Origin of the sequence: Micromonospora sp. KC606 (assembly GCF_004348675.1) — a bacterium.
Taxonomy (GTDB): Bacteria; Actinomycetota; Actinomycetes; order Mycobacteriales; family Micromonosporaceae; genus Micromonospora.
Window position 1 is genome coordinate 16,091 of record NZ_SMKN01000019.1, and the last position, 19,213, is coordinate 35,303.

Genomic DNA, 19,213 nt, shown 5'->3' on the forward strand with positions numbered 1-19,213 from the left:
CGGCCCGTACGAAGTGGGGGACACGACGATGGGCGAAGGACGCGTGCCGGTGACGGTGATCGGCCTCGGCATGATGGGTCAGGCGCTGGCCCGGGCCTTTCTGGCCGGCGAGCACCCGACGACGGTGTGGAACCGTACGGCTGGCCGGGCCGAGGAACTCGTGGCCGCCGGAGCGGCCGGCACGGACAGCGTCGCCGCCGCGGTCTCGGCCAGTCCGCTGGTCGTGGTCTGCGTACGCGACTACCAGGCCGCATACGAGATCCTCGGTCCGGTGAGCGACGCCCTCGCCGGCCGGGTGCTGGTCAACCTGACATCCGGCACGTCGGCGCAGGCGCGGGCGATGGCCGACTGGGCCGCCGAACGCGGCGCCGGATACCTCGACGGCGCCATCATGATGACCCCACCGGGCATCGGAACTGCGGAGGCGGTCATCCTCTACAGCGGTCCGTCGGAGACATTCGCGGCACACCGACCCGCGCTGACGGCTCTTGGCGGTGGCACCATCCACCTGGGTGCCGGGGTGGGCCTTGCGTCGGTGTACGACGTGGCGCTGCTCGGCATCATGTGGAGCACCTTCAACGGTTTCATGCACGCCGTGGCACTGGTGGGCAGTGAGAACGTCCCAGCGGCCACCTTCCTTCCAGTGGCCAGGCAATGGCTCACCGGGGTCGCCTCGTTCCTCACGCCCTACGCCGAACAGATCGACACCGGCGACTACACGGCGAGCGACGCCACGCTGGAGACCCACCTTTCCCCGGTCGAACACCTGATCGAGGAGAGCCGGGCGCGGGGCATCGACGCGATGGCAGCCGAGTACACCAAGAGCCTCGTCGAAGAGGCGGTTGCCAGCGGTCATGCCCTCGACAGCTACGCGCGCATCGTCGAGCACTTCATGCCGGCCCACCGGGCATGAACGGCTCCTGGCCCAGCCTGGTCTCGTCGGCCGCCGGCGAATGCACCCAGGTGCTGGAGAAGGCGACCGACCAGGACTGGTCCCGCGACGCGACCGGCCTGGAGTGGACCTGTCGAGAGACGCTGGACCACGTGGCCCTCGGCGTCGTCGGCTACGCCGGGCTGCTCATCGCCCAGCCAACCGACCGGTACATCGCGCTCTTCGCCTCGCTCGACCCGCGCGCACCGATCCCCGCATGCCTGGAAGGCCTCCGGATCGCCGGAACCGTCCTCGCCCGGGCCGTTCGCGAGGCGACCCCCGATGTCCGTGCCTGGCATCCGTGGGGGCACTCCGACGGCCCCGGTTTCGCCGCAATGGGGATCGTCGAGTTGGTCGTGCACACCCATGACATCGCCCGCGCCCTCGAACTCGACTGGACGCCACCGGATTGGCTGTGCGGCCCCGCGGTCGAGCGACTGTTTCCGGACGCTCCGGCCGGTCACACCGCCGCCGACACCCTGCTGTGGTGCACAGGCCGGATCGCCCTGACCCGCCTCGGGCGCCGGAAGCAGTGGCAGTGGAACGGGAGAGTGCGGTGACGGCCGAGCGGGCCACCCGGCGCACGTCACCATCGTGCGAGACCGCTGATCCTGGGTGCGGCACGCCGCGGCAACGCGCGCCGGACACCTCCACCTACTGCCAACGGGAACGCCGCGTGCCCATGTCGACGCGGGTGGTGGCTCAACAACCCCGGGTGAGGCTGTCCACGGTGTAGACCCTGCCGCCCCACGCGATCCAACCCTTCGCCGAGACGCAGTAGTTGGCGGTGCCGGTGACGCCGACCGGTCCGGCGTAGGAGGAGTAGGTGCCCTCGTCCGGGGAGGAGAGCGCGGCGAAGTCGCAGGGGCGTCCCTCGCCGGAGCGCTGCTTGCAGCGCGCGATCTGGACCCCGGTCAGTGCGGACTTCCCGAAGGAGGCACCCCGGTGGTAGAAGCAGGCGCTGTTGGTGCCACCGTTGCTGGTGTTGTAGTAGATGACCAGCTCGCCGACGGGGTTGCTGCTCGGCACCGTCTTGCTGTAGGTCACGGTGCCCGAGCAGGAGACCGCGGCCTGCGCGGGCGCGGCGGCGAACAGGCTCGCGGCACCCAGGGTGGTCAGGCAGGCGGTCAGCACGCCGGCACGACGAAGTTTACGGAAAGTCATAGCGGTGCTCCCGTGATCAATATCAGGTGTGGATCTCCGGGGACCGTATCGGCGACCCGTGAAAGGGCGCTGAGATCCCGCTGAACGTGCTGTCTTGGCGTTCTGTCGGCCGTGGACACTAGGCTGACCCGCTCGCGGGGGGCTGCTCGGAAGCGGGGAACGGTGGACGGTGTCGAGTTTCGGGTGCTGGGACCGGTCGGCGTGTGGCGCGACGGCCAGCGGCTCCGCCCGACGAACGCCCAGCAGCGCACCATCCTGGCGATGCTCCTGTTGGCCCCGGGCCATGTGGTCACCCTCGACCAGTTGGTCACCGCGCTGTGGGGCGACAGCCCGCCCGCGTCGGCGCGCAACGCCATCCAGGGGCACGTGTCCCGCCTCCGCCGGCTCGTCCGCAGCATCCCGGCGGTCGAGCTGGCGACGGCGGGGCACGGCTACCAGCTGACCGTGCCGCGCGAGTCGGTGGACGCGCACCGGTTCCGACGGCTGGTGCAGCAGGCAATGGTCGCTGAGGCCACCTCCGACGAGCTGCTGCGAACCGCCGTGGACCTGTGGCGCGGTCCCGCATTCGCCGACGTCGCGGGCGAGTGGCTCGGGGCGACCATCGGACAGACCCTCGAACAGGAGCGGATCGCCGCCATCGAGGAGCTGTCTCGGGCCGAGCTCGGCGCGGGGCGGGTTGCCGACGCGGTGGCCCGGCTGGCCGCTGTGGTCGCCGAGCACCCGGTGCGGGAGAACGCGGTCGCGCTGTGGATGACCGCCCTGCACCGCGCCGGTAGACGCACCGAAGCCCTGGCGGTGTTCCGGGAAACCCGGCTCCGGCTGACCAGGGATCTCGGCGTCGAACCCGGCGACGAACTGCACCGCGTCCATCAGGCGGTGCTGGCAGACGGTCCCCCGGCGACGCCGACTGACCAGGGCAGTCCCTGCTCACGTCAGCTGCCCGCGCAGGTACCCCACTTCACCGGCCGTACCAGCGAACTGGCCGCGCTCGACGCGCTGCTGGAGTCGCGGCACACCGGCGTCGCGATCGCCGTGGTCAGTGGCGCTCCCGGCGCGGGCAAGACGGCGCTCACCGTGCACTGGGCCCACCGGGTCGCCGATCGTTTCCCGGACGGGCAGCTCTTCGTGAACCTGCGCGGCTTCGACACCATGGGCGCCGCGATGGACCCGGTGGATGCCCTGCGCCGACTGTTGGCCGGCCTGGGCGTGCCGGCAAGCCGGATTCCGGCGACGCTGGACGAACAGTCCGCACTCTTCCGCACGGCTGTCGCACAGCGACGCGTCCTGATCGTGCTGGACAACGCGCGAAACGCCGCACAGGTCCGCCCGCTGCTGCCCGGAACGCCGGGTAATTTCGTCCTGGTGAACAGCCGCGACCAGCTGGCCGGGCTGGTGGCCGGACACGGCGCGAAGCCGGTTCCGCTCGGGCGCCCCTCCGCGGTGGAGGCGCGAGCCTTTCTGTCCAAGCGCCTCGGCAGCGAGCGGGTCGCGGGCGAACCGCGGGCCGCCACGGGGATCGTCGAATCGTGTGGGCGGCTGCCCCTGGCGCTGGCCGTGGTCGCCGCCCGCGCCGCCATCAACCCCCGGCTGACGCTGGCCGCGCTCGCAGCCGAGCTGAGAGAGAGCCGTGGCCGCCTCGACGTGCTGGCCAACGGTGACTCCGCCACCGACGTGCGGACCGTGTTCTCCTGGTCCTACCGGGCACTCGGCCCGGAGGCCGCCCGGGTGTTCCGACGGCTCGGCCTGCACGTCGGCCCGGACGTCAGCCTGTCCGCGGCGGCCAGTCTCACGGGTTTGCCCGTGCCGCGGGCGCGGATGCTCATCGGTGAACTGATCCGGGCACACCTGATCGAGGAGCACCTTCCGGGCCGCTACCTGTTCCACGACCTGCTCCGGGCGTACGCGGAAGAACTGGCGCAGGCCACCGAGCCGGCGGAGGACCGCCGCCGGGCGATGCGCCGGCTCTTCGACCACTACCTGCACAGCGCCCGGCACGCCGACGCGCTCGTGGAGCCGAACCGGGCGCCGGTCCGGTTCGAGCCCTGCGCCGACGACGTGCACGTCGACGAACCGACCGACCGGAAGCAGGCCCTGGCGTGGTTCACCGCCGAACGTGCGGGGGTGCTGGCCGCGATCGACCGAGCCGCGGCCGAGGGGTTCGCCGCCCACTCCTGGCAGCTCGCCTGGGTGATCAAACCGTGGCTGAGCCGGCAGTGGCACCGCCACGACCAGGTGCGGGCGCAGCGTACGGCGGTCGCGATGGCGACGAGGGTCGCGGACGCCGCAGCGCAGGCGGTGGCGTACCGGTACCTGGCCGACGGCTACGACCGGCTCGGCCGGCACCGCGACGCCGAGACCACCTACCAGCACGCGCTCGACCGCTACCGGGCGGTCGACGACCGGGTCGGGCAGGCGCACGTGCAACTGGACGTCGCCCGGATGCTCGACCGGCGGAAACGCCACCGGGACTCGGTGCGCCATCTGAAGCTCGCCCTGGCTCTGTTCCGCGCGGAGGGCGATGACGTCGGAGAGGCCCGGGCTCTCGCCGCGCTGGGCTGGGAGCATGCCCAACTCGGCGAGTACGACGAGGCGCTGGTCCATTGCCGGGCAGCGCTGGCGTTGCTCCGGGCGAGCGCGGACCGCCACGGCGAGGCGGCCGGCTGGGACAGCATGGGGTACATCCACCACCAGCGCGGCGAGTTCTCACTCGCCATCCGGTGCTACGAGCGCAGCCTGGAGATGTCGCAGGAGTGCGGCGACCGGATGGGCTCGGCGCGTACCCTGATCAGCCTCGGGGAGAGCAGACTCGCCGCCGGCGAGGTGGCCGAGTGCGAGCGAGCATGGCGACGGGCGCTGGCCCTGCTTCACAACCTGGACGCCGCCGTGGCCGCCGAGCTGGCCGAGCGGCTGCGCCGGTTGTCGGACCCGCCGCACGGTGCCGGCGGGTTGCCGCGCCAGGGCGCCGATCAGGTGGCGGAGGACGCACCCCGGCGCCCGGCCCGGCAGTCCGGGCCGGGCTGAACCCGTCGGCCACAGCGACGGTGTGGCGCCGCGGGTGCTGCGCCGCCACACCGCCGGTTGAGCTAGCCGAGGGTGAACCGGAAGAACCGCGGGCGGTAGATACCCGGATCCCGGTAGTGGTCCCCTTCGGGGCTAACCCTGGTGTCCATGCTGTTCACGTTGTACGAGGCGACGAACGTGTTGCCCGAACTCAGCGACGCGTGGACGTGCGCGTTGTACGCGATGATGTTGCCGTTCCAGTAGCTGCCGTACGGGCCCGGTTCGGGCATCCGGTAGACCGGGGTGCGGTTGGTGAACGGCCCGAACGGCGAGCACGACGTGTACGCCATGATCTGACCGCTGAACGCCTCCGTGCTGTCCTGGCTGAGCAGCAGGTACTGGCCGTTCCACGGCGTCACGCTGTACTCGTTCGCGATGCCGGTGAGCGTGTTGCGGGCGTTCTGCTCCCGGAACGACCAACCCCACGGCGTGTAGTACTGCCAGGTGCCGGAACCGAGGTCGTCGCCCTGGACCCGGGCGATCCGCATCTGCTTGTGCGTCGGCGAGTCGTCGACGCCGTAGATGTAGGTGTAGCCGTCACCGCTGCGGCTGGCCGGCAGCAGCGCCGAACCCCACGCCACCCCACTGGCCGAGGGCAGGTCGCGGACCCGGACGGGAGTGCGCAGGTTGCCCAGGTCGAAGTCCGCCACCACGTTGCGGTTGAACCGGAAGTCCCAGGACCCGGGGCCGAACTTCAGGTACTCCTGGTACACCGCCTGTAGCCGGCCACCGGAGAGATGGCCGTCGCCGATCCAGAACCAGGTGGTCGTGGAGGTCGGACCCATGATGGGCCTGGGCGCCCCGGCCGTTCCACCGTGGTACGTCGTGAGGTTGTTGCCGTTCTGCACCACGAACGTGTTGTTCACCAGTGGCGCCGTCGTCGGCCGGGTGCCGTTGGCGTTGAGCGGGCCGAGCCAGGTGTCGGAGAACAGCCAGATGATGCGGCCGTCCGGCAGCTTCACCGAGTAGGTGGAGTCACCGCCGGTCCAGCCGTCCGGGGTGCTGGCCGCGTAGTTGTTGAACGTCGCCTCGGGGGCGGCGTTCAGGTGCAGGCTGGTGACGTTGGGCGCCCGCAACGAGCACTGCCGCTCCTTGATCGGCAGCGTGGTCTCCATGTAGGTGGTGAACGTCTTGGGGGACTCGGCGGCGTCCTGGGAGTGGACGTCCAGTTCGGTCCAGGTGGTCACCAGCGTGGCCACCATCGGGTACGCGAAGTTCGACACCGTGATGAGCCCGCCGGCGTCGGGGTACTTCACCGTCTGGATCGTCGGGTACTCGGCCAGTGAGCCGGGGCTGCCCTTGGGCGACCAGATGATGATGGCGGAGCTGCGGTTGGGATCCTTGGTGGTGTCCACCAGCAGCGTGGAGCAGTAGCCGCAGCTCGGGTCGCCGGACTGCGCCTTGGCCCAGAAGTCGTGGTAGACCGCCCCACCCTTGCGCAGGATGTCCTGGTACTCGGTGTGCGTACCGGCCGCGACGGTGTGCTTCTTGCGTGCCGGCCGGGCATCGCCGAGCCCGTCGTCGTCGGTCGGGGTGTGGCCGTACAGGTTCGACCGCCACAGGGTGGCGTCGGAGTCCTGGTAGCCGTAGAGATCCCAGCTGCCCGGCGGGGTCGGCAGGGGAGCGTTGTTCGCCCTCGCCAGCCGGTAGTTGGCGATGTGGTAGCCCAGCAGTATGTGCTTGAAGTTCATGCCGTAGCCCTCGACCGCGTTGCGGATCGCCTCGATCGGCAGGTGGTCGTGGTCGCGGACGCTCTCCCAGGTGTGCCGCACGAAGGCACCGTCGGTCCGCTCGGTGAGGTACGCGGGGAGCAGGAAAGCCCCGTACTGCGGGCCGGTACCGAGGCCACCCCACGAGTTCAGCGCCTGCCCGGGCTTGGCCAGCACGTCGGCCACGTTGCGGGCGTAGAGGTCGTCCTCGCCGAGCGGGCTGAACCCGCCGGTGCGGGCGTAGGTCTGGTGGGTCGCCCACTCCGCGGTGGCCTCCATCCACCAGTTCATCGAGCCGAACTCCTTGCCGCCGACGAAGTCCCAGAACCAGTCCTGGACGATGCCGGAGCGGTCCCAGTACTGGTACTGCATGACGTGGAACAGCTCGTGCCGTGGCATGTAGTCCCACCGGCTCTCGCTGGTCGGCACCAGGATGGTGGGCTGCTGGTTCAGGCCCAACGGCAACACAAACGGGGCGTGGATCGGCTGCCCTAACAGCTTGTTCACGCCGTACACCAGCACGTACGGCTTGTCGGTGCGAACCGGCAGGGGATACCCCATCTCCCGGTACTCGCCGACCGCGATCGACAGCGAGTTCAGCATGTGCTGCACGGCCTCGGGCCGCCCGTTCGGGTTGAACACCGGCGGGATGCCGGGCTGGCCGCCGCCGGCGACGTTGTACAGGATGAGGAACTCGCCGGCGCTGGCCCGACACTTGTAGTTGACGTCGAGGTACTCGTAGTCCTCGGCCGCGCAGTCGTCGTACCCGGTCGCCCTGGCTGGGGCGGGTGCGGTGAGCGTCGGCGTCACGGCGCGGGACGCGGCCGGCGTCGCGTTGGCCGACAGCATCGACAGGTACTTCAGGTACGTCGCCGGGTTCTTGACGGCGCCGGTGGGGCGCAGGCGCGCGGGCACCGAGCCGGGGGAGTCGACCGACATCATGCCGTACCGCACAGTGTCGTCGAGTGACAGCTGGCCGCGGTGGTACGCGCGGACGATCTTCTCGTGCGGCCCGAAGTCCGGCGGGCTCGCCTTTGGCCGCTTGGTTTGGCGGTCCGGCGTCACGGGCTGGTACGGCTTCGCGCGCTGCGGCGCGTACTGGCCGGTGTCGTGCCCGGGGTCGGGTGCCGCCGGCGCCGGTCGGGCCGACCGGTCGCCGACGGGGCGAGCGGTGCCGTCGGGCGGCGCGGCCTGGGACGGACCGCCGGCCAGTACGGCGGCGGCCAGGGTAACCGCCGCCGTAGCCATTGCCAGTATTTGTCTCACGCTGCTCCTCGCTGCGGGGGTGGGCGAAACGGGCGCACCGGGGCCGGGGCGCGCATCGGATCCACGCGTGAGGCTGGCTCAGGACCTCGTCGACCTTGACCAGACAGCCCGACCGTGCCGAACTGGACGGAGTGCTGGTGGGTGCTGCGGCACGCCCGCCACGGGCCGGAGGAAAGTAACGCTCGCCGCTGATCGCCCTCTGAAAATGTGCTGAGATCCCAGCGCTGACTGGGTGCCGGCGGCTTCCCGGCCGGCCGCCGGTCCCGACGAACTCCTGCCGGATACGGCCATGCTCGCTAGGATCCTCCTGACCGATTAGTGCCAATACGGGGGGTTTGAATGAAAAAACCGATCAGTGCCGGGATCGCCGGCGCGTTCGTGCTCGCGGCCGGGCTGCTCACCGCAGCGCCGGCCCAGGCCGCCACGTGCGCCGAGGACACCGCCTGCGACACGACGACGACCTTCGACGTCACCGCCGGCGCCCTGGAGATCACCGTGCCCGACACGGCGGACCTGGGGAACGATGCCACCCCCGGCGGGTACGCCTACGGATCGCTCGGGCCGGTGACCGTCAGCGACGAACGCGCGTCCCTCACGCCGACCTGGACCGCGACCGTCACCGGCACCGACTTCACCACCGGGGGCGCGACCACGCCGGAGACCATCCCCAACTCCAGCATCTACTACTTCTCCGGCAACGCCACGGCCACCACCGGCGACGGGACCTTCACCCCGGGACAGGCCGGGGCATTCGCCCCGCCGCCACCTCCTGTCGGGGAGACGCTGGATCTGTCGCGTACCGCCTTCAGCCACTCCGGTGGCACCGGCAACAACTCCGCCACGTGGAATCCCTCGCTGACCGCACAGGTCGCCCTCAACAAGGTGGCGGGCACGTACACCGGGACCATCTCCCACACCGTCACCTGACGGAATGATCACACCCAGCCGGCTGGCCAGAGCAGTGGGCGTCCTCGCCGTGACGCTGCTCCTGACGACGACCGCTCCGGCCCGACGGCGGCACGCTCGGCATCCGCCTTCTGGAGGCCTCCTCCAACCGCCGTGACGACCCCCGCGCGCGGCTGTACATCGTCGACCACATCAACCCGGGGACCACCATCACCCGCCGGTTCGAGGTCACCAACAACTCCGGCAAGCCGCACCCGATCAACGTCCATGTCACCGCCGCGGAGATCCGCGACAACAACTTCCGGCCGGCGGACGACCGCAACGGCAACGAACTGCCGTCGTGGATCTCCATCGACCAGCCGACGTTCCTGGCACCACCGCACAGCCGCACCCGGCTGATCGCCCGGATCAGCATCCCGCCGAACGCCACCAAGGGGGAGCGCTACGGCGCCATCGTCGCCGAGGTGGCGTCACCCACGCCGGGCCAGGGCGAGAACGTCCAGATCGTCAACGGGGTGGGTGTCCGGGTCTACCTTGACATCGGCCCCGGTGGCGATCCCCCGTCCGACTTCCGCATCGATCAGGTGACTCCCGGACGTACCGAGCAGGGCGTACCGATCGTGAAGGCCGACGTCCACAACACCGGCGAACGCGCGCTCGACATGGACGGGCATCTGTGGCTGTCAGGCGGCGGCGGCCGAATCAACGCCGGCCCGTTCCGCGCGCAGAAGAGCGCCACCCTCGCGCCCGGTAACGGTGGGCGGGTGACGTTCCTGCTCGACGAGCAACTGGCCGACGGCCCGTGGGACGCGAAGATCACCCTGGAGAGCGGGCGGATCCAACGTACCTTCACCGGCACGTTGACCTTTCCCGACCGGGCCGGGGCCTGGGGCCTGCCGTCCACGGTCGGCGACCGGTTGCCGCTGATCTTCGCCGTCGTCGGCGCGTTGATCGTCATGGGCGGCGGCGGGATGCTGCTCCTCGTCCGTAGAGGACGGCGGCGTCGCCGGGCATCGGCTATCCGCTGGCAGCGTCTCCGGTCCCCCCGAACGCAATGACCCGGGGTGATGAATTTGCGGACGCCGACGAGCAGGAAGACCGCCCCCACCGCCAAGGTGGCGGTGTGTACGGGGTGTTTCCGGTGGTCGCGGTGCTCGGGCCGGGCCTGGTGACCATCTCATCTACCTCCATCGAATACTTGATTGCTGATGCGCCCCCGCCGGGAACGGCGCGGCCGGTGAGCCGGCCCGGCCTGACTTGCCGGTTCCGGGTAGGCCCGGAAGGGCTGCTGCCGCGAATCGGACGCTTTCCGTGTAAGACGCATCGCGAAGGGTAGGAGTGGAGGTGGGGCAAATGCCTCGGACGGCACCCAGGTTCGTAGATCCCGCGGGGAGGGCGGCCGGAATCCCGGCGACACGGGCGGCCCGCAGAGACCCCCGAGGTGAACGGAGAGGCGATGTTCAATCCACTGGACCACAAGGGAATCCCCCTGGAAGACCAGATCCGCAACTGGCGTGAGCTGAACGTGGAGCCGATCGACCCGGAGGCGGTCGACCCCTACACCCGCTGCCGGATCATCACGATGAACGGCATCGAGGTGGAGGCGATCAACTTCCAGCACCAGTTCGCCCGCAACTGCCCAGACCAGGAGGTCCGCCGCCAGTTGGCGTACGTCCGGTACGTCGAGAGCCAGCAGCAACGGGTGGTGAACTGGCTGCTGCCCGGCGTGGCCAGCGTGCTGGAGACGACCCTGGGCTACGAACAGGTGGCGGTGGACCTGACCGCCTGGGTCGCCCGCCACGAACCCGACCCGTACCTGAAGCAGGCGTACGAGTTCGGCGTCCTGGAGGACTTCGACCACCTGTACCGCTACGCCAACCTGTACGAGATGGTGGAGCGGCGCAAGGCCGAGAAAATCGTCGACGGGCTCACCGAGGTGATGCCGGGGCGCCCCACCGTGCAGGAGCACCGGCACCCGTTCGACGAGGTCCGCACCCCCTACGACCGCGGCAGTGCCGACCCACGGTCGAAGCTGAACGCGCTGACGATCCTGTCAGCCGAGCAGCAGGTGATGTTCTACTACATGAACGTCGGTCCGCAGTACATGGAGCCGATCGCCCGCCAGCTCTACCAGGAGATCAGCCTGATCGAGCAGGAACACGTCACCCACTACGAGTCCCTGGTGGACCCGGGCGAGACCTGGTGGGAGCGGCTCGTCACCCACGAGTACAACGAATGCTGGCTCTACTACTCCTTTCTCCAGCAGGAGAGCGACCTTCGGATCAAGGCGGTGTGGGAGCTGCACCTGCAGATGGAGTTGGCCCACCTCCAGCAGGCCGCCGACCTGCTGCGCCGGCACGACGGCCGGGAGCCGGAGGAGATCGTCGGCAGCACGGGGCTGCCCGAGCCACTGACCTTCGAACCCAACAAGGAATACCTGCGTCACCTGCTGGCGACCCAGATCGACCTCACCAAGCTCGGCGAGGGGTACGTCCGGGAGGCGCACGAGCGCTTCGAGTGGATGCAGCAGCAGTTGCACGACGGCCAGCAGCCGCCGAGCGAGCAGGTCATCGACCTGCACCGGGACCGCTTCGGCGACGAGTACCGGATCGAGACCGAGGGCCCACACCCGGTGGAGAGCCTGCGCGTCCGCGACGGAGGCAGCCATGACTGACACCGGTGCCCAGGCCACGCCGGGCTCCGCCGAGGAGGACGTGGTCGATCTGCTGCTCGCCCAGCACGCACGGATCGAACAGCTGTTCCTGCTCGTCATCGGCGGCACCGGCGACATCCGCCGGGACGCCTTCGACGATCTGGTCAAGCTGCTCGCGGCGCACGAGACCGCCGAGGAGGAGATCGTCCATCCGCTGGCCCGCAAGCTGCCCGGGGGCGGCGGCGACGCGATGGTCGACGAGCGGCTGGCCGAGGAACGCCAGGCCAAGGAGACGCTGCGGACCCTCGTCGCGGGCGGTGTGGACGCCGACGGCTTCGAGACCGGCATCATCCTGCTGCGCGACGCCGTGCTGACCCACGCCCGCCACGAGGAACGCTACGAGTTCCCCCGGCTGCGCCAACACGTGCCCGCCGACCGGCTGCGCGGCCTCGCCGCCGCCGTGCGGGCAGCCGAGGCCACCGCCCCCACTCGACCCCACCCCGGCGCGCAGTCCGCCAAGGGCAACCTCGCGGCGGGTCCCGCCCTCGCGGTCATCGACCGGATCCGCGACGCGGTACGCAGGCCGTCCAACGGGAAGGGCTGACGCGGTACGGGCGGGACTGACGGACGCGAGGTGGTCACTTCCCGGTCAGCCAGCCACCTCGCGTCCGCAGTGCCGGCCCCGGCACCCCGCGCCGACGTCGCGTGCGAGGGCACCGGCCTGGTGTCAGGCGCGGACGACGTGCGGGAGCCCGATCCGGACCTCGACGCCGGTGGACGCGTGCAGTGCCGGTGGCTCGGCCGGCGCGGGCAGACCGGCGGCCTGGACGACGTCCTGGCGAAGGGCGAGCGAGGCGCCGCCAGCCCCTGCCGGACGCCTCGCACCACCATGCCGCTGCGGCTACCACCTGCTGCGCCGGATACACCTTTCGACACCGTCCCGCGAGCCGGAGAACGGCCTGGCGGGACCGCAGGCCTGCCGCCTGCTCGCCACCCTCGGCTGACGTGCGGGACGGCGCCGGCGGCGTTTCGGTCAACGGCCTGGAACGCAGGTGACCGGTGCGCGCTGGTTGCCGAACGCCGGCAAGAATGTCGCTCGATGTTCGCCGGGCGCGGCACTGGAAGGCCACCCGGCGTGAGCGCCACGATATGGGCATGACGAGCAACCTTGCCGTGCTCACCGAGGACTTGACGAAGTTCTACGGCCAGCGCCGCGGCATCGAGAGTCTCACGCTCCAGGTCGGTGCCGGTGAGGTGATGGGCTTCCTCGGACCCAACGGCGCCGGGAAGACCACCACCATCCGCCTGCTGTTGGATTTCCTGCGTCCGACCTCCGGTCGCGCGACCGTTCTCGGGCTCGACCCGCGCCGCGACAAGGCTGCCCTGCACCGGCAGATCGGCTACCTGCCCGGCGAGCTGGCGTTTCCCGGCCGGGAGACCGCCGAGGACCTGCTGCGCTTCTTCGGCGACGCCCGGGGCGGCGTGGCCTGGTCACAGGTGACCGGCCTGGCCGAGCGGCTCGACCTGGACCTGTCCCGCCCCGTACGCGCCATGAGCAAGGGCAACAAGCAGAAGGTCGGCCTGGTCCAGGCGTTCATGCACCGGCCGGCCCTGCTGATCCTGGACGAGCCCACCAGTGGCCTGGACCCGCTCATGCAGCAGGAGTTCCTGGCCATGGTCCGAGACGCCCGGGACGCCGGGCAAACCGTCTTCATGTCCTCCCACGTCCTGGCGGAGGTGCAGCAGACCGCCGACCGGGTCGCCATCATCCGGGACGGCCGGCTGGCGGCGGTCGAACGCGTGGAGTCGCTCGGCAAGCGGGCAATCCGGACGGTGGAGATCCACTTCGATGATCCCGTGGACCCGGCGGAATTCGGCGTCCTGCCCGGCGTCAGTGAGGTGACGGTGTCCGGGCCGGTGCTCAGGTGCACGGTGAGTGGCCGCCTCGACCCGCTGATCAAGGCGGCGGCACGGCACGAGGTCGTGGACGTGCTGTCGACCGAGCCCGACCTGGAAGAGACGTTCCTGTCGTTCTACTACCACTCCGAAGGAGCTGGCGATGCTTCCCGCGCTGGTGCGTAAGACCTGGCGCGACGACCGCCGTGCAGTGTTCGGCTGGGCCGCCGGCGTCGCCCTGTTCACCGTCATCTACACGTCCTTCTACAGCCAGTTCCAGGGGGCGGCGGAGCTGAAGCAGGAGGCCCTGCCCAAGGAAATGCTGGACTTCCTCGGCATCGCCGACATGCTCTCCCCGGCCGGCTACCTCCAGGCGACGATCTTCAGCCTGATCGGCCCACTCCTGGTCCTCATGTGCGCGATCACCCTGACCGCCCGGACCATCGCCCGGCCCGAGGAGGAGGGCGGCATGGAGCTGCTGCTGGCCAACCCGCTCTCCCGTACCGCTTTCGCCGGGCAGCGCCTCGCGGCCGCGGGCGCCGCCATCACCCTGGTCGCGGCCGTCCCGTTGATGCTGTTGATGATTATCGTTCCCCGGGTGGGCATGGACATCCCGCTGTCCAACGTCGCGGCTGCCGGCGTCGGCCTGATCGCCCTGGCGTGGTGTTTCACCGGCGTCGCCTTCCTCGCCGGCGCCGCCTCCGGCAGACGGGGCACGGTACTGACGATCACCGGTGTGCTCGCCGTGACCACCTACATGGCCAAAGCCATCGCGGGCATGTCCGACGGCTGGCACTGGCTGCGCTGGCTGTCGCCCTTCCACTACTTCATCGGCACAGATCCGCTGCACACCGGCTGGCACCCGGTCGAACTGCTCACCCTCGTGGCCGTCGGCGCCGTGGCCGCCCTCGTCGGGGTGCTGATGTTCGACCGGCGCGACGTCGGTGTCTGAAGCGGGTGCTGGTGGCCGCCGATCACCCCAGGGCGGCCACCAGCACGCGGACAGGGACCCGGCCATGAGCGACACCAGTTGGCTGGCGGCCGACTGCGAGGTCCTGCTGCGCACCCCGGCCGGCGACCGGCGCCTGCGGACCGCCGCCCAGGTGGGAGCTCGGGCCGCCGACGAGGGCCTGCACGTGCACGACCTGGTCGACGCGCTCTTCACCGCCGCCGGCGTCTGCTGGCGTACCCCGCCCCTCGATTCCGAGGACACGACGACCGCCGTCCACAGCCGGGCCACGACCCTCCTGGACGCCGCGCGCTGGGTGTTGGTGGCCGTCCTCGACGGCTATCTCCACCAGACCCGCGCCGAGTTGGATCGCCACGACACCGAGCGCGCCGCGTTCGTCAACGACCTGCTCACCGGTCGAGCCGAGCCCGGCAGCCTGGCCGAGCGGGCCCACCGTTACGGCATCCGCCTGTCGGCCACGCACACCGTCCTGGTCGCCCGTGCCGCCCGTCTCACCGCCGACATCACGCACCGCGTCGACGCGGCGCTCGCCGCCCGGTTCGGCGAGGGCAACATCCTCACCACCCTCCGCGACCGTGAGCTGGTGTGTATCAGCGCCGGAGGGCTACGAGGCATCGGCGCCGAACTGGCACACCTGCTCCTCACCGAACTCGGCGCCGACGGCTGGCAGGTGGCGGTCGGCCGCCCCCACCCAGGTGTGCACGGCCTGGCCACCTCCCTCGACGAGGCGCGCAACACCCTCGACCACGCCGCCAAGCTCGGTTTCACCGCACCCGTGCTCAACGCCGCCGACCTGCTGGTCTTCCCCGTCCTGCTGCGCGACCGGGACGCCATCACCGACCTGGTCACCACTGTTCTCGGCCCGCTCACCACCGCCCGTGGCGGCGTCGAGCCCTACCTGGACACCCTGGCCGTGCTCTTCGACAACCAGGGCAACCACACCGCCACCGCCCGCCAGATGCACCTGTCCGTACGCGCGGTCACCTACCGCCTCGACCGTATCCACAACCTGACCGGCTACCACCCGAACGAACCCACCCAACGCTTCACCCTGCACGCCGCCGTGCTCGGCGCCCGACTCCTCGGCTGGCCCCAGCGGAAGGAAAGCTAGCCAGGAGCCGTCGGCACCCGGGAACCGGACGGCCACGAGCCCGGCACCGGAGCGGTCGGGGAAAGGCACGGGCACACCGGCGATCAGCCGTCGACGGTCTGGGCGGCGAGGTAGTCGAGGACGGCGCGGACGTCGCCGTCGGTGCGAGCCAGGACGTCGCGCTGCCGCTGTGCGCCGTTGCCGTGGCGACGCAACCGGCTGAGCTGTTCGCGTACGTGATCGAGGTCGCCTTGGCGGTCCAGGGCCGGCGTGACCGTGGCGAGCAGCTCGTCGACGAGGTCCCAGGCGGGCCGGGCACGGCCGGAGCGCAGGTCGATCAGGTCGCCCGCGAGACCGTCGTGGGCGGCCCGCCAGTGCGCGGCGGAGACCAGGCAGTCCCGGATCCGGCGGGCCGGCGCCCCGGCGCGCACGTCGTCGGCGAGCGTCGCCACCAGCGCCCGGACCAGCCCGGCGACCAGCACGGTGTCGTCCACCGTCGGGCAGACGTCGCCGACCCGGACCTCCACCGTGGGATACGCGGCCGAGGGGCGCGCATACCAGTAGACCATCGCGGCGTCGAGCAGGATGCCGGCGTTGATCAGCTCCTCGACGGTGGCGTCGTAGTCGGCGGCGGACTCGAAGTGCGGGGTGGGTCCGATGCTGGGCCAGCGTTCCAGCTGCATCGACCGCCAGCTGGCGTGTCCGGTGTCGTGGCCGTCGTGCAGGGGCGAGTTGGCGGTGATGGCCTGCACCACGGGCAGCCAGGGGCGCAGGTGGTTGCAGACCTGCACGGCCAGCTCACGGTCCGGGACGCCGACGTGCACGTGACAGCCGCACACCGCCGGGTCGTGCGCCACCGGGCCGAAGCGGCGGGACATCGCGTGGTACCGCGGTTCGTCCGGCACCGAACGGTGCCGCTCGTGCACGGGCGTGGCGCCGACCGCGACGAGCCGGGCCTCGACGGCCCGGGCCGCGTCGGCGGCGCGCCGGCGCAGCTCCACCAGGTGGGCCCGCAGCTCACCGAGGTCGGCGCAGACCGGGGTGACCATCTCGACCATGCTGTGCCGGAACTCCTGCCGGCTCTGCTCCCGGGCCGCGGTCGACAGCGCGGCGCGTACCCGGTCGGCGGCCGGGAGGCTCTCCCCGGTGACCGGGTGGAGCAGCAGGAACTCCTCCTCCACCCCCAACGTCATCAGGGCCGAGGTGGTCTCCGCGATGGTGGCGCGGGGCCGGTTCATGACCTCACCGTACGGTCCGCCGCCCTGCTTCCGGTCGCGATCGGCCGACGCGCGGGTGGCTGTCGGCACGCCTCGGCACCGGACACCGCAGCTGCTCGGCGCGTCCAGGTGTGCGCCCCCGGAAGAGCGGGTAGCTCCCGGCGGCAGATCGCGCCGGCGGGGCAGCAGCGCCGTACAGATCAGGGAGGCCGTCGTGGGCGAACCGCCGGATGCGTGCGACGATCCGCCGCAGGGGCGGAGAGCCGGCAGGAGCCGACAAACCAGGAGGTTCACCGACGAACCGGAGATCCGAGCACGGAAGGGCGACCACTGATGTGTGGCATCAGCGGGGAAGCGCGGTTCGACGGTTCGACGCCCGACGCCGGCGCGGTGGCCCGGATGAGCGACGCGATGCGCTCGCGCGGGCCCGACGGTGAGGGAGCGTGGAGCGACGGGTGGGTCGCCCTCGGGCACCGCAGGCTCACCATCATCGACCTGTCCGACGCCGGAGCGCAGCCGATGGTGCGCGAGGACCTGGGGCTGGCGATGGTCTTCAACGGCTGCGTGTACAACTACCCGGAGCTGCGTGAGAAGTTGCTCGCCGCCGGGCACACCTTCCGCTCCACCAGCGACACCGAGGTCATCCTGGTGGCGTACGCGCAGTGGGGTGAGGCGTTCGTCGACCACCTGGTCGGCATGTTCGCCATCGGCCTGGTGGACCGGCGACGGCGGCGGCTGGTGCTGGCCCGCGACCGGCTCGGAATCAAGCCCCTCTACCTGGCCGAGGCACCGGGACGACTGCGGTTCGCCTCGACCCTGCCGGCGCTGCTGCGCGGCGGGGGCGTCGACACCGGCATCGACCCGGTGGCACTGCACCACTACCTGACGTGGCACTCGATCGTGCCGGCGCCCCGGACCGTGCTGCGCGGCGTGCGCAAGCTGCCCCCGGCGACGCTGCGGGTGGTCGACGCGGACGGGCGCAGCCGCGAGCGCGTCTACTGGCAGCCGGAGTACGTCCGTGAGCCCGCCCACGCCGGCATGGACGCCCGGGACTGGCGGGCCGCGGTCGGGGGCGCGCTGCGCACGGCGGTGCGGCGGCGGCTGGTCGCGGACGTACCCGTCGGGGTCCTGCTCTCCGGCGGGCTGGACTCCAGCCTCATCGTCGCGTTGCTCGCCGAGGCCGGTCAGCACCACCTGCGCACGTTCAGCATCGGGTTCGACAGCCGTGGCGGGGAGGCCGGGGACGAGTTCGTCTACTCCGACCTGGTCGCCCGCACCTATGACACCGACCACCAGCGCATCCGGTTGGCGAACGACGACCTGGTGCCGGCGGTGCGGGCGACGGTGGCCGCGATGACCGAACCGATGGGCAGCCATGACGTGGTGGCCTTCCACCTGCTCAGCGAGCAGGTCGCCAAGCACGTCAAGGTGGCCCAGTCCGGGCAGGGCGCCGACGAGGTGTTCGCCGGGTACGGCTACCACCAGCCGCTCGCCTCGGTGCCCCGCGACGGCGCGGCGGAGGCGTTCGTGGTGGCCTTCTTCGATCGGGACCACGCCGAACTGACCCGGGTGGTCGGCCCCGCGTACACCTGCGACCGGGACGCCAGCCGGGAGCTGCTCGTCGCGGAACTGGCCGCGCCCGGCGCGGCGACCGCGCTGGACGCGGTGCTGCGCCTGGACACCCACCGGATGCTCCCGGACGACCCGGTGAAGCGGGTGGACAGCATGAGCATGGCCTGGGGACTGGAGGTCCGTACCCCGTTCCTGGACCAGGACCTGGTGGCGCTCGCGGCGGCCTGTCCACCGGAGCACAAGGTGGCCCAGGGCGGCAAGGGGGTGCTCAAGGAGGTGGCCCGGGAGGTGCTGCCCGCCGAGGTGATCGACCGACCCAAGGGGTACTTCCCGGTGCCCGCGCTGCGCAACGCGGACGGGGCGGTACGGGACCTCGTCGTCGAGGCGCTGCGGGCGCCGGCGGCGCGGGAACGGGGACTCTTCCGACCCGGGTACGTGCAGGAACTGCTCACCGACCCGGGGGCGGCGCGGGCGGCGGCCGGCAGCAACAAGTTGTGGCAGCTCGGCCTGCTGGAACTCTGGCTCCAGACCCACGACATCAGCTGAGGCCACGGCGGGTGATGCGGAACCCGTGGCCGCCGGGTCGGCGTCGATGGTGCTCGCGAACCGGGGCGCGAGACCACCGAGGGGTGGTGGGCGTACCCGACCGCCCGCCCCTGCCGGCCAGCACGGTGTGGTGGTCGGTGTGAAGACGGCGTTAAGAATCTGGCATTTGTCGTCATGGTCGCGTCACGAACCCTGTCCTTGACCTGGGGACGGCGTTGGGATTGCCCAGCGCG

General features: G+C 71.1%; 14 protein-coding genes. 11 read left to right on the forward strand and 3 right to left on the reverse strand.

The window, feature by feature from the left end; translation table 11 throughout:
• The first annotated feature begins 28 nt into the window (after nt 1–28).
• Together E1193_RS07395 and E1193_RS07400 are read left to right on the forward strand one after the other, a co-directional pair.
• A complete protein-coding gene (locus E1193_RS07395) occupies nt 29–913 on the forward strand; it encodes an NAD(P)-binding domain-containing protein (RefSeq protein WP_132181505.1) in 885 nt (294 codons plus the stop codon).
• The gene (locus E1193_RS07400; RefSeq protein ID WP_132181507.1) at nt 910–1,491 is read left to right on the forward strand and encodes a maleylpyruvate isomerase N-terminal domain-containing protein; all 582 of its coding nucleotides are present in this window, start codon (nt 910–912) and stop codon (nt 1,489–1,491) included. Before E1193_RS07395 ends, E1193_RS07400 begins: the two co-directional genes overlap by 4 nt.
• A gap of 142 nt (nt 1,492–1,633) precedes the next feature.
• Here E1193_RS07400 and E1193_RS07405 read toward each other — a convergent pair whose 3' ends face one another.
• Nucleotides 1,634–2,095: a hypothetical protein gene (locus E1193_RS07405; RefSeq protein ID WP_165945672.1), complete on the reverse strand. Its 462-nt coding sequence runs from the start codon at nt 2,093–2,095 to the stop codon at nt 1,634–1,636.
• 162 nt (nt 2,096–2,257) lie between these two features.
• Between E1193_RS07405 and E1193_RS07410 the strand changes: the two genes are divergently transcribed.
• A complete protein-coding gene (locus E1193_RS07410; RefSeq protein WP_132181509.1) occupies nt 2,258–5,116 on the forward strand; it encodes a BTAD domain-containing putative transcriptional regulator in 2,859 nt (952 codons plus the stop codon).
• Between the two features lie 62 nt (nt 5,117–5,178).
• Here E1193_RS07410 and E1193_RS07415 read toward each other — a convergent pair whose 3' ends face one another.
• On the reverse strand, nt 5,179–8,130 hold the full coding sequence (locus E1193_RS07415) for a hypothetical protein (protein ID WP_132181511.1): 2,952 nt from the start codon (nt 8,128–8,130) through the stop codon (nt 5,179–5,181).
• Between the two features lie 339 nt (nt 8,131–8,469).
• On the opposite strand from E1193_RS07415, the gene E1193_RS07420 reads away from it, so the two are divergent.
• From E1193_RS07420 to E1193_RS07450, 7 genes are all read left to right on the forward strand, one after another.
• Nucleotides 8,470–9,057 (forward strand): hypothetical protein, encoded by a 588-nt coding sequence (locus E1193_RS07420; RefSeq protein ID WP_132181513.1) that lies wholly within the window; start codon nt 8,470–8,472, stop codon nt 9,055–9,057.
• Nucleotides 9,058–9,500: 443 nt separating this feature from the next.
• Nucleotides 9,501–10,094 carry a hypothetical protein gene (locus E1193_RS07425; protein WP_132181515.1) on the forward strand — a complete coding sequence of 198 codons (594 nt, stop codon included), beginning with the start codon at nt 9,501–9,503 and terminating at the stop codon, nt 10,092–10,094.
• A gap of 398 nt (nt 10,095–10,492) precedes the next feature.
• Nucleotides 10,493–11,710 (forward strand): hypothetical protein, encoded by a 1,218-nt coding sequence (locus E1193_RS07430; RefSeq protein WP_132181517.1) that lies wholly within the window; start codon nt 10,493–10,495, stop codon nt 11,708–11,710.
• Nucleotides 11,703–12,293, forward strand: a complete 591-nt coding sequence (locus E1193_RS07435; protein ID WP_132181519.1) for a hemerythrin domain-containing protein — start codon at nt 11,703–11,705, stop codon at nt 12,291–12,293. Before E1193_RS07430 ends, E1193_RS07435 begins: the two co-directional genes overlap by 8 nt.
• 551 nt (nt 12,294–12,844) lie before the next feature.
• The gene (locus E1193_RS07440; protein WP_132181521.1) at nt 12,845–13,771 is read left to right on the forward strand and encodes an ABC transporter ATP-binding protein; all 927 of its coding nucleotides are present in this window, start codon (nt 12,845–12,847) and stop codon (nt 13,769–13,771) included.
• A complete protein-coding gene (locus E1193_RS07445; RefSeq protein WP_132181523.1) occupies nt 13,749–14,537 on the forward strand; it encodes an ABC transporter permease subunit in 789 nt (262 codons plus the stop codon). Before E1193_RS07440 ends, E1193_RS07445 begins: the two co-directional genes overlap by 23 nt.
• Nucleotides 14,538–14,601: 64 nt before the next feature.
• The gene (locus E1193_RS07450) at nt 14,602–15,666 is read left to right on the forward strand and encodes a helix-turn-helix domain-containing protein (RefSeq protein ID WP_243707369.1); all 1,065 of its coding nucleotides are present in this window, start codon (nt 14,602–14,604) and stop codon (nt 15,664–15,666) included.
• An 83-nt stretch (nt 15,667–15,749) separates the two neighbouring features.
• On the opposite strand, the gene E1193_RS07455 is transcribed toward E1193_RS07450, so the two are convergent.
• Nucleotides 15,750–16,883: a glutamate--cysteine ligase gene (locus E1193_RS07455; RefSeq protein WP_132181527.1), complete on the reverse strand. Its 1,134-nt coding sequence runs from the start codon at nt 16,881–16,883 to the stop codon at nt 15,750–15,752.
• A gap of 312 nt (nt 16,884–17,195) precedes the next feature.
• Between E1193_RS07455 and E1193_RS07460 the strand changes: the two genes are divergently transcribed.
• A complete protein-coding gene (locus E1193_RS07460; RefSeq protein WP_132181529.1) occupies nt 17,196–18,980 on the forward strand; it encodes an N-acetylglutaminylglutamine amidotransferase in 1,785 nt (594 codons plus the stop codon).
• Nucleotides 18,981–19,213 lie beyond the last annotated feature (233 nt).

Coding starts and splice junctions, on each gene's coding strand:
- E1193_RS07455 (WP_132181527.1), bottom strand. CDS start 16,883: ATGAACCGGCCCCGCGCCACCATCGCGGAGACCACCTCGGCCCTGATG.
- E1193_RS07445 (WP_132181523.1), top strand. CDS start 13,749: ATGCTTCCCGCGCTGGTGCGTAAGACCTGGCGCGACGACCGCCGTGCA.
- E1193_RS07460 (WP_132181529.1), top strand. CDS start 17,196: ATGTGTGGCATCAGCGGGGAAGCGCGGTTCGACGGTTCGACGCCCGAC.
- E1193_RS07435 (WP_132181519.1), top strand. CDS start 11,703: ATGACTGACACCGGTGCCCAGGCCACGCCGGGCTCCGCCGAGGAGGAC.
- E1193_RS07420 (WP_132181513.1), top strand. CDS start 8,470: ATGAAAAAACCGATCAGTGCCGGGATCGCCGGCGCGTTCGTGCTCGCG.
- E1193_RS07430 (WP_132181517.1), top strand. CDS start 10,493: ATGTTCAATCCACTGGACCACAAGGGAATCCCCCTGGAAGACCAGATC.
- E1193_RS07440 (WP_132181521.1), top strand. CDS start 12,845: ATGACGAGCAACCTTGCCGTGCTCACCGAGGACTTGACGAAGTTCTAC.
- E1193_RS07395 (WP_132181505.1), top strand. CDS start 29: ATGGGCGAAGGACGCGTGCCGGTGACGGTGATCGGCCTCGGCATGATG.
- E1193_RS07400 (WP_132181507.1), top strand. CDS start 910: ATGAACGGCTCCTGGCCCAGCCTGGTCTCGTCGGCCGCCGGCGAATGC.
- E1193_RS07405 (WP_165945672.1), bottom strand. CDS start 2,095: ATGACTTTCCGTAAACTTCGTCGTGCCGGCGTGCTGACCGCCTGCCTG.
- E1193_RS07450 (WP_243707369.1), top strand. CDS start 14,602: ATGAGCGACACCAGTTGGCTGGCGGCCGACTGCGAGGTCCTGCTGCGC.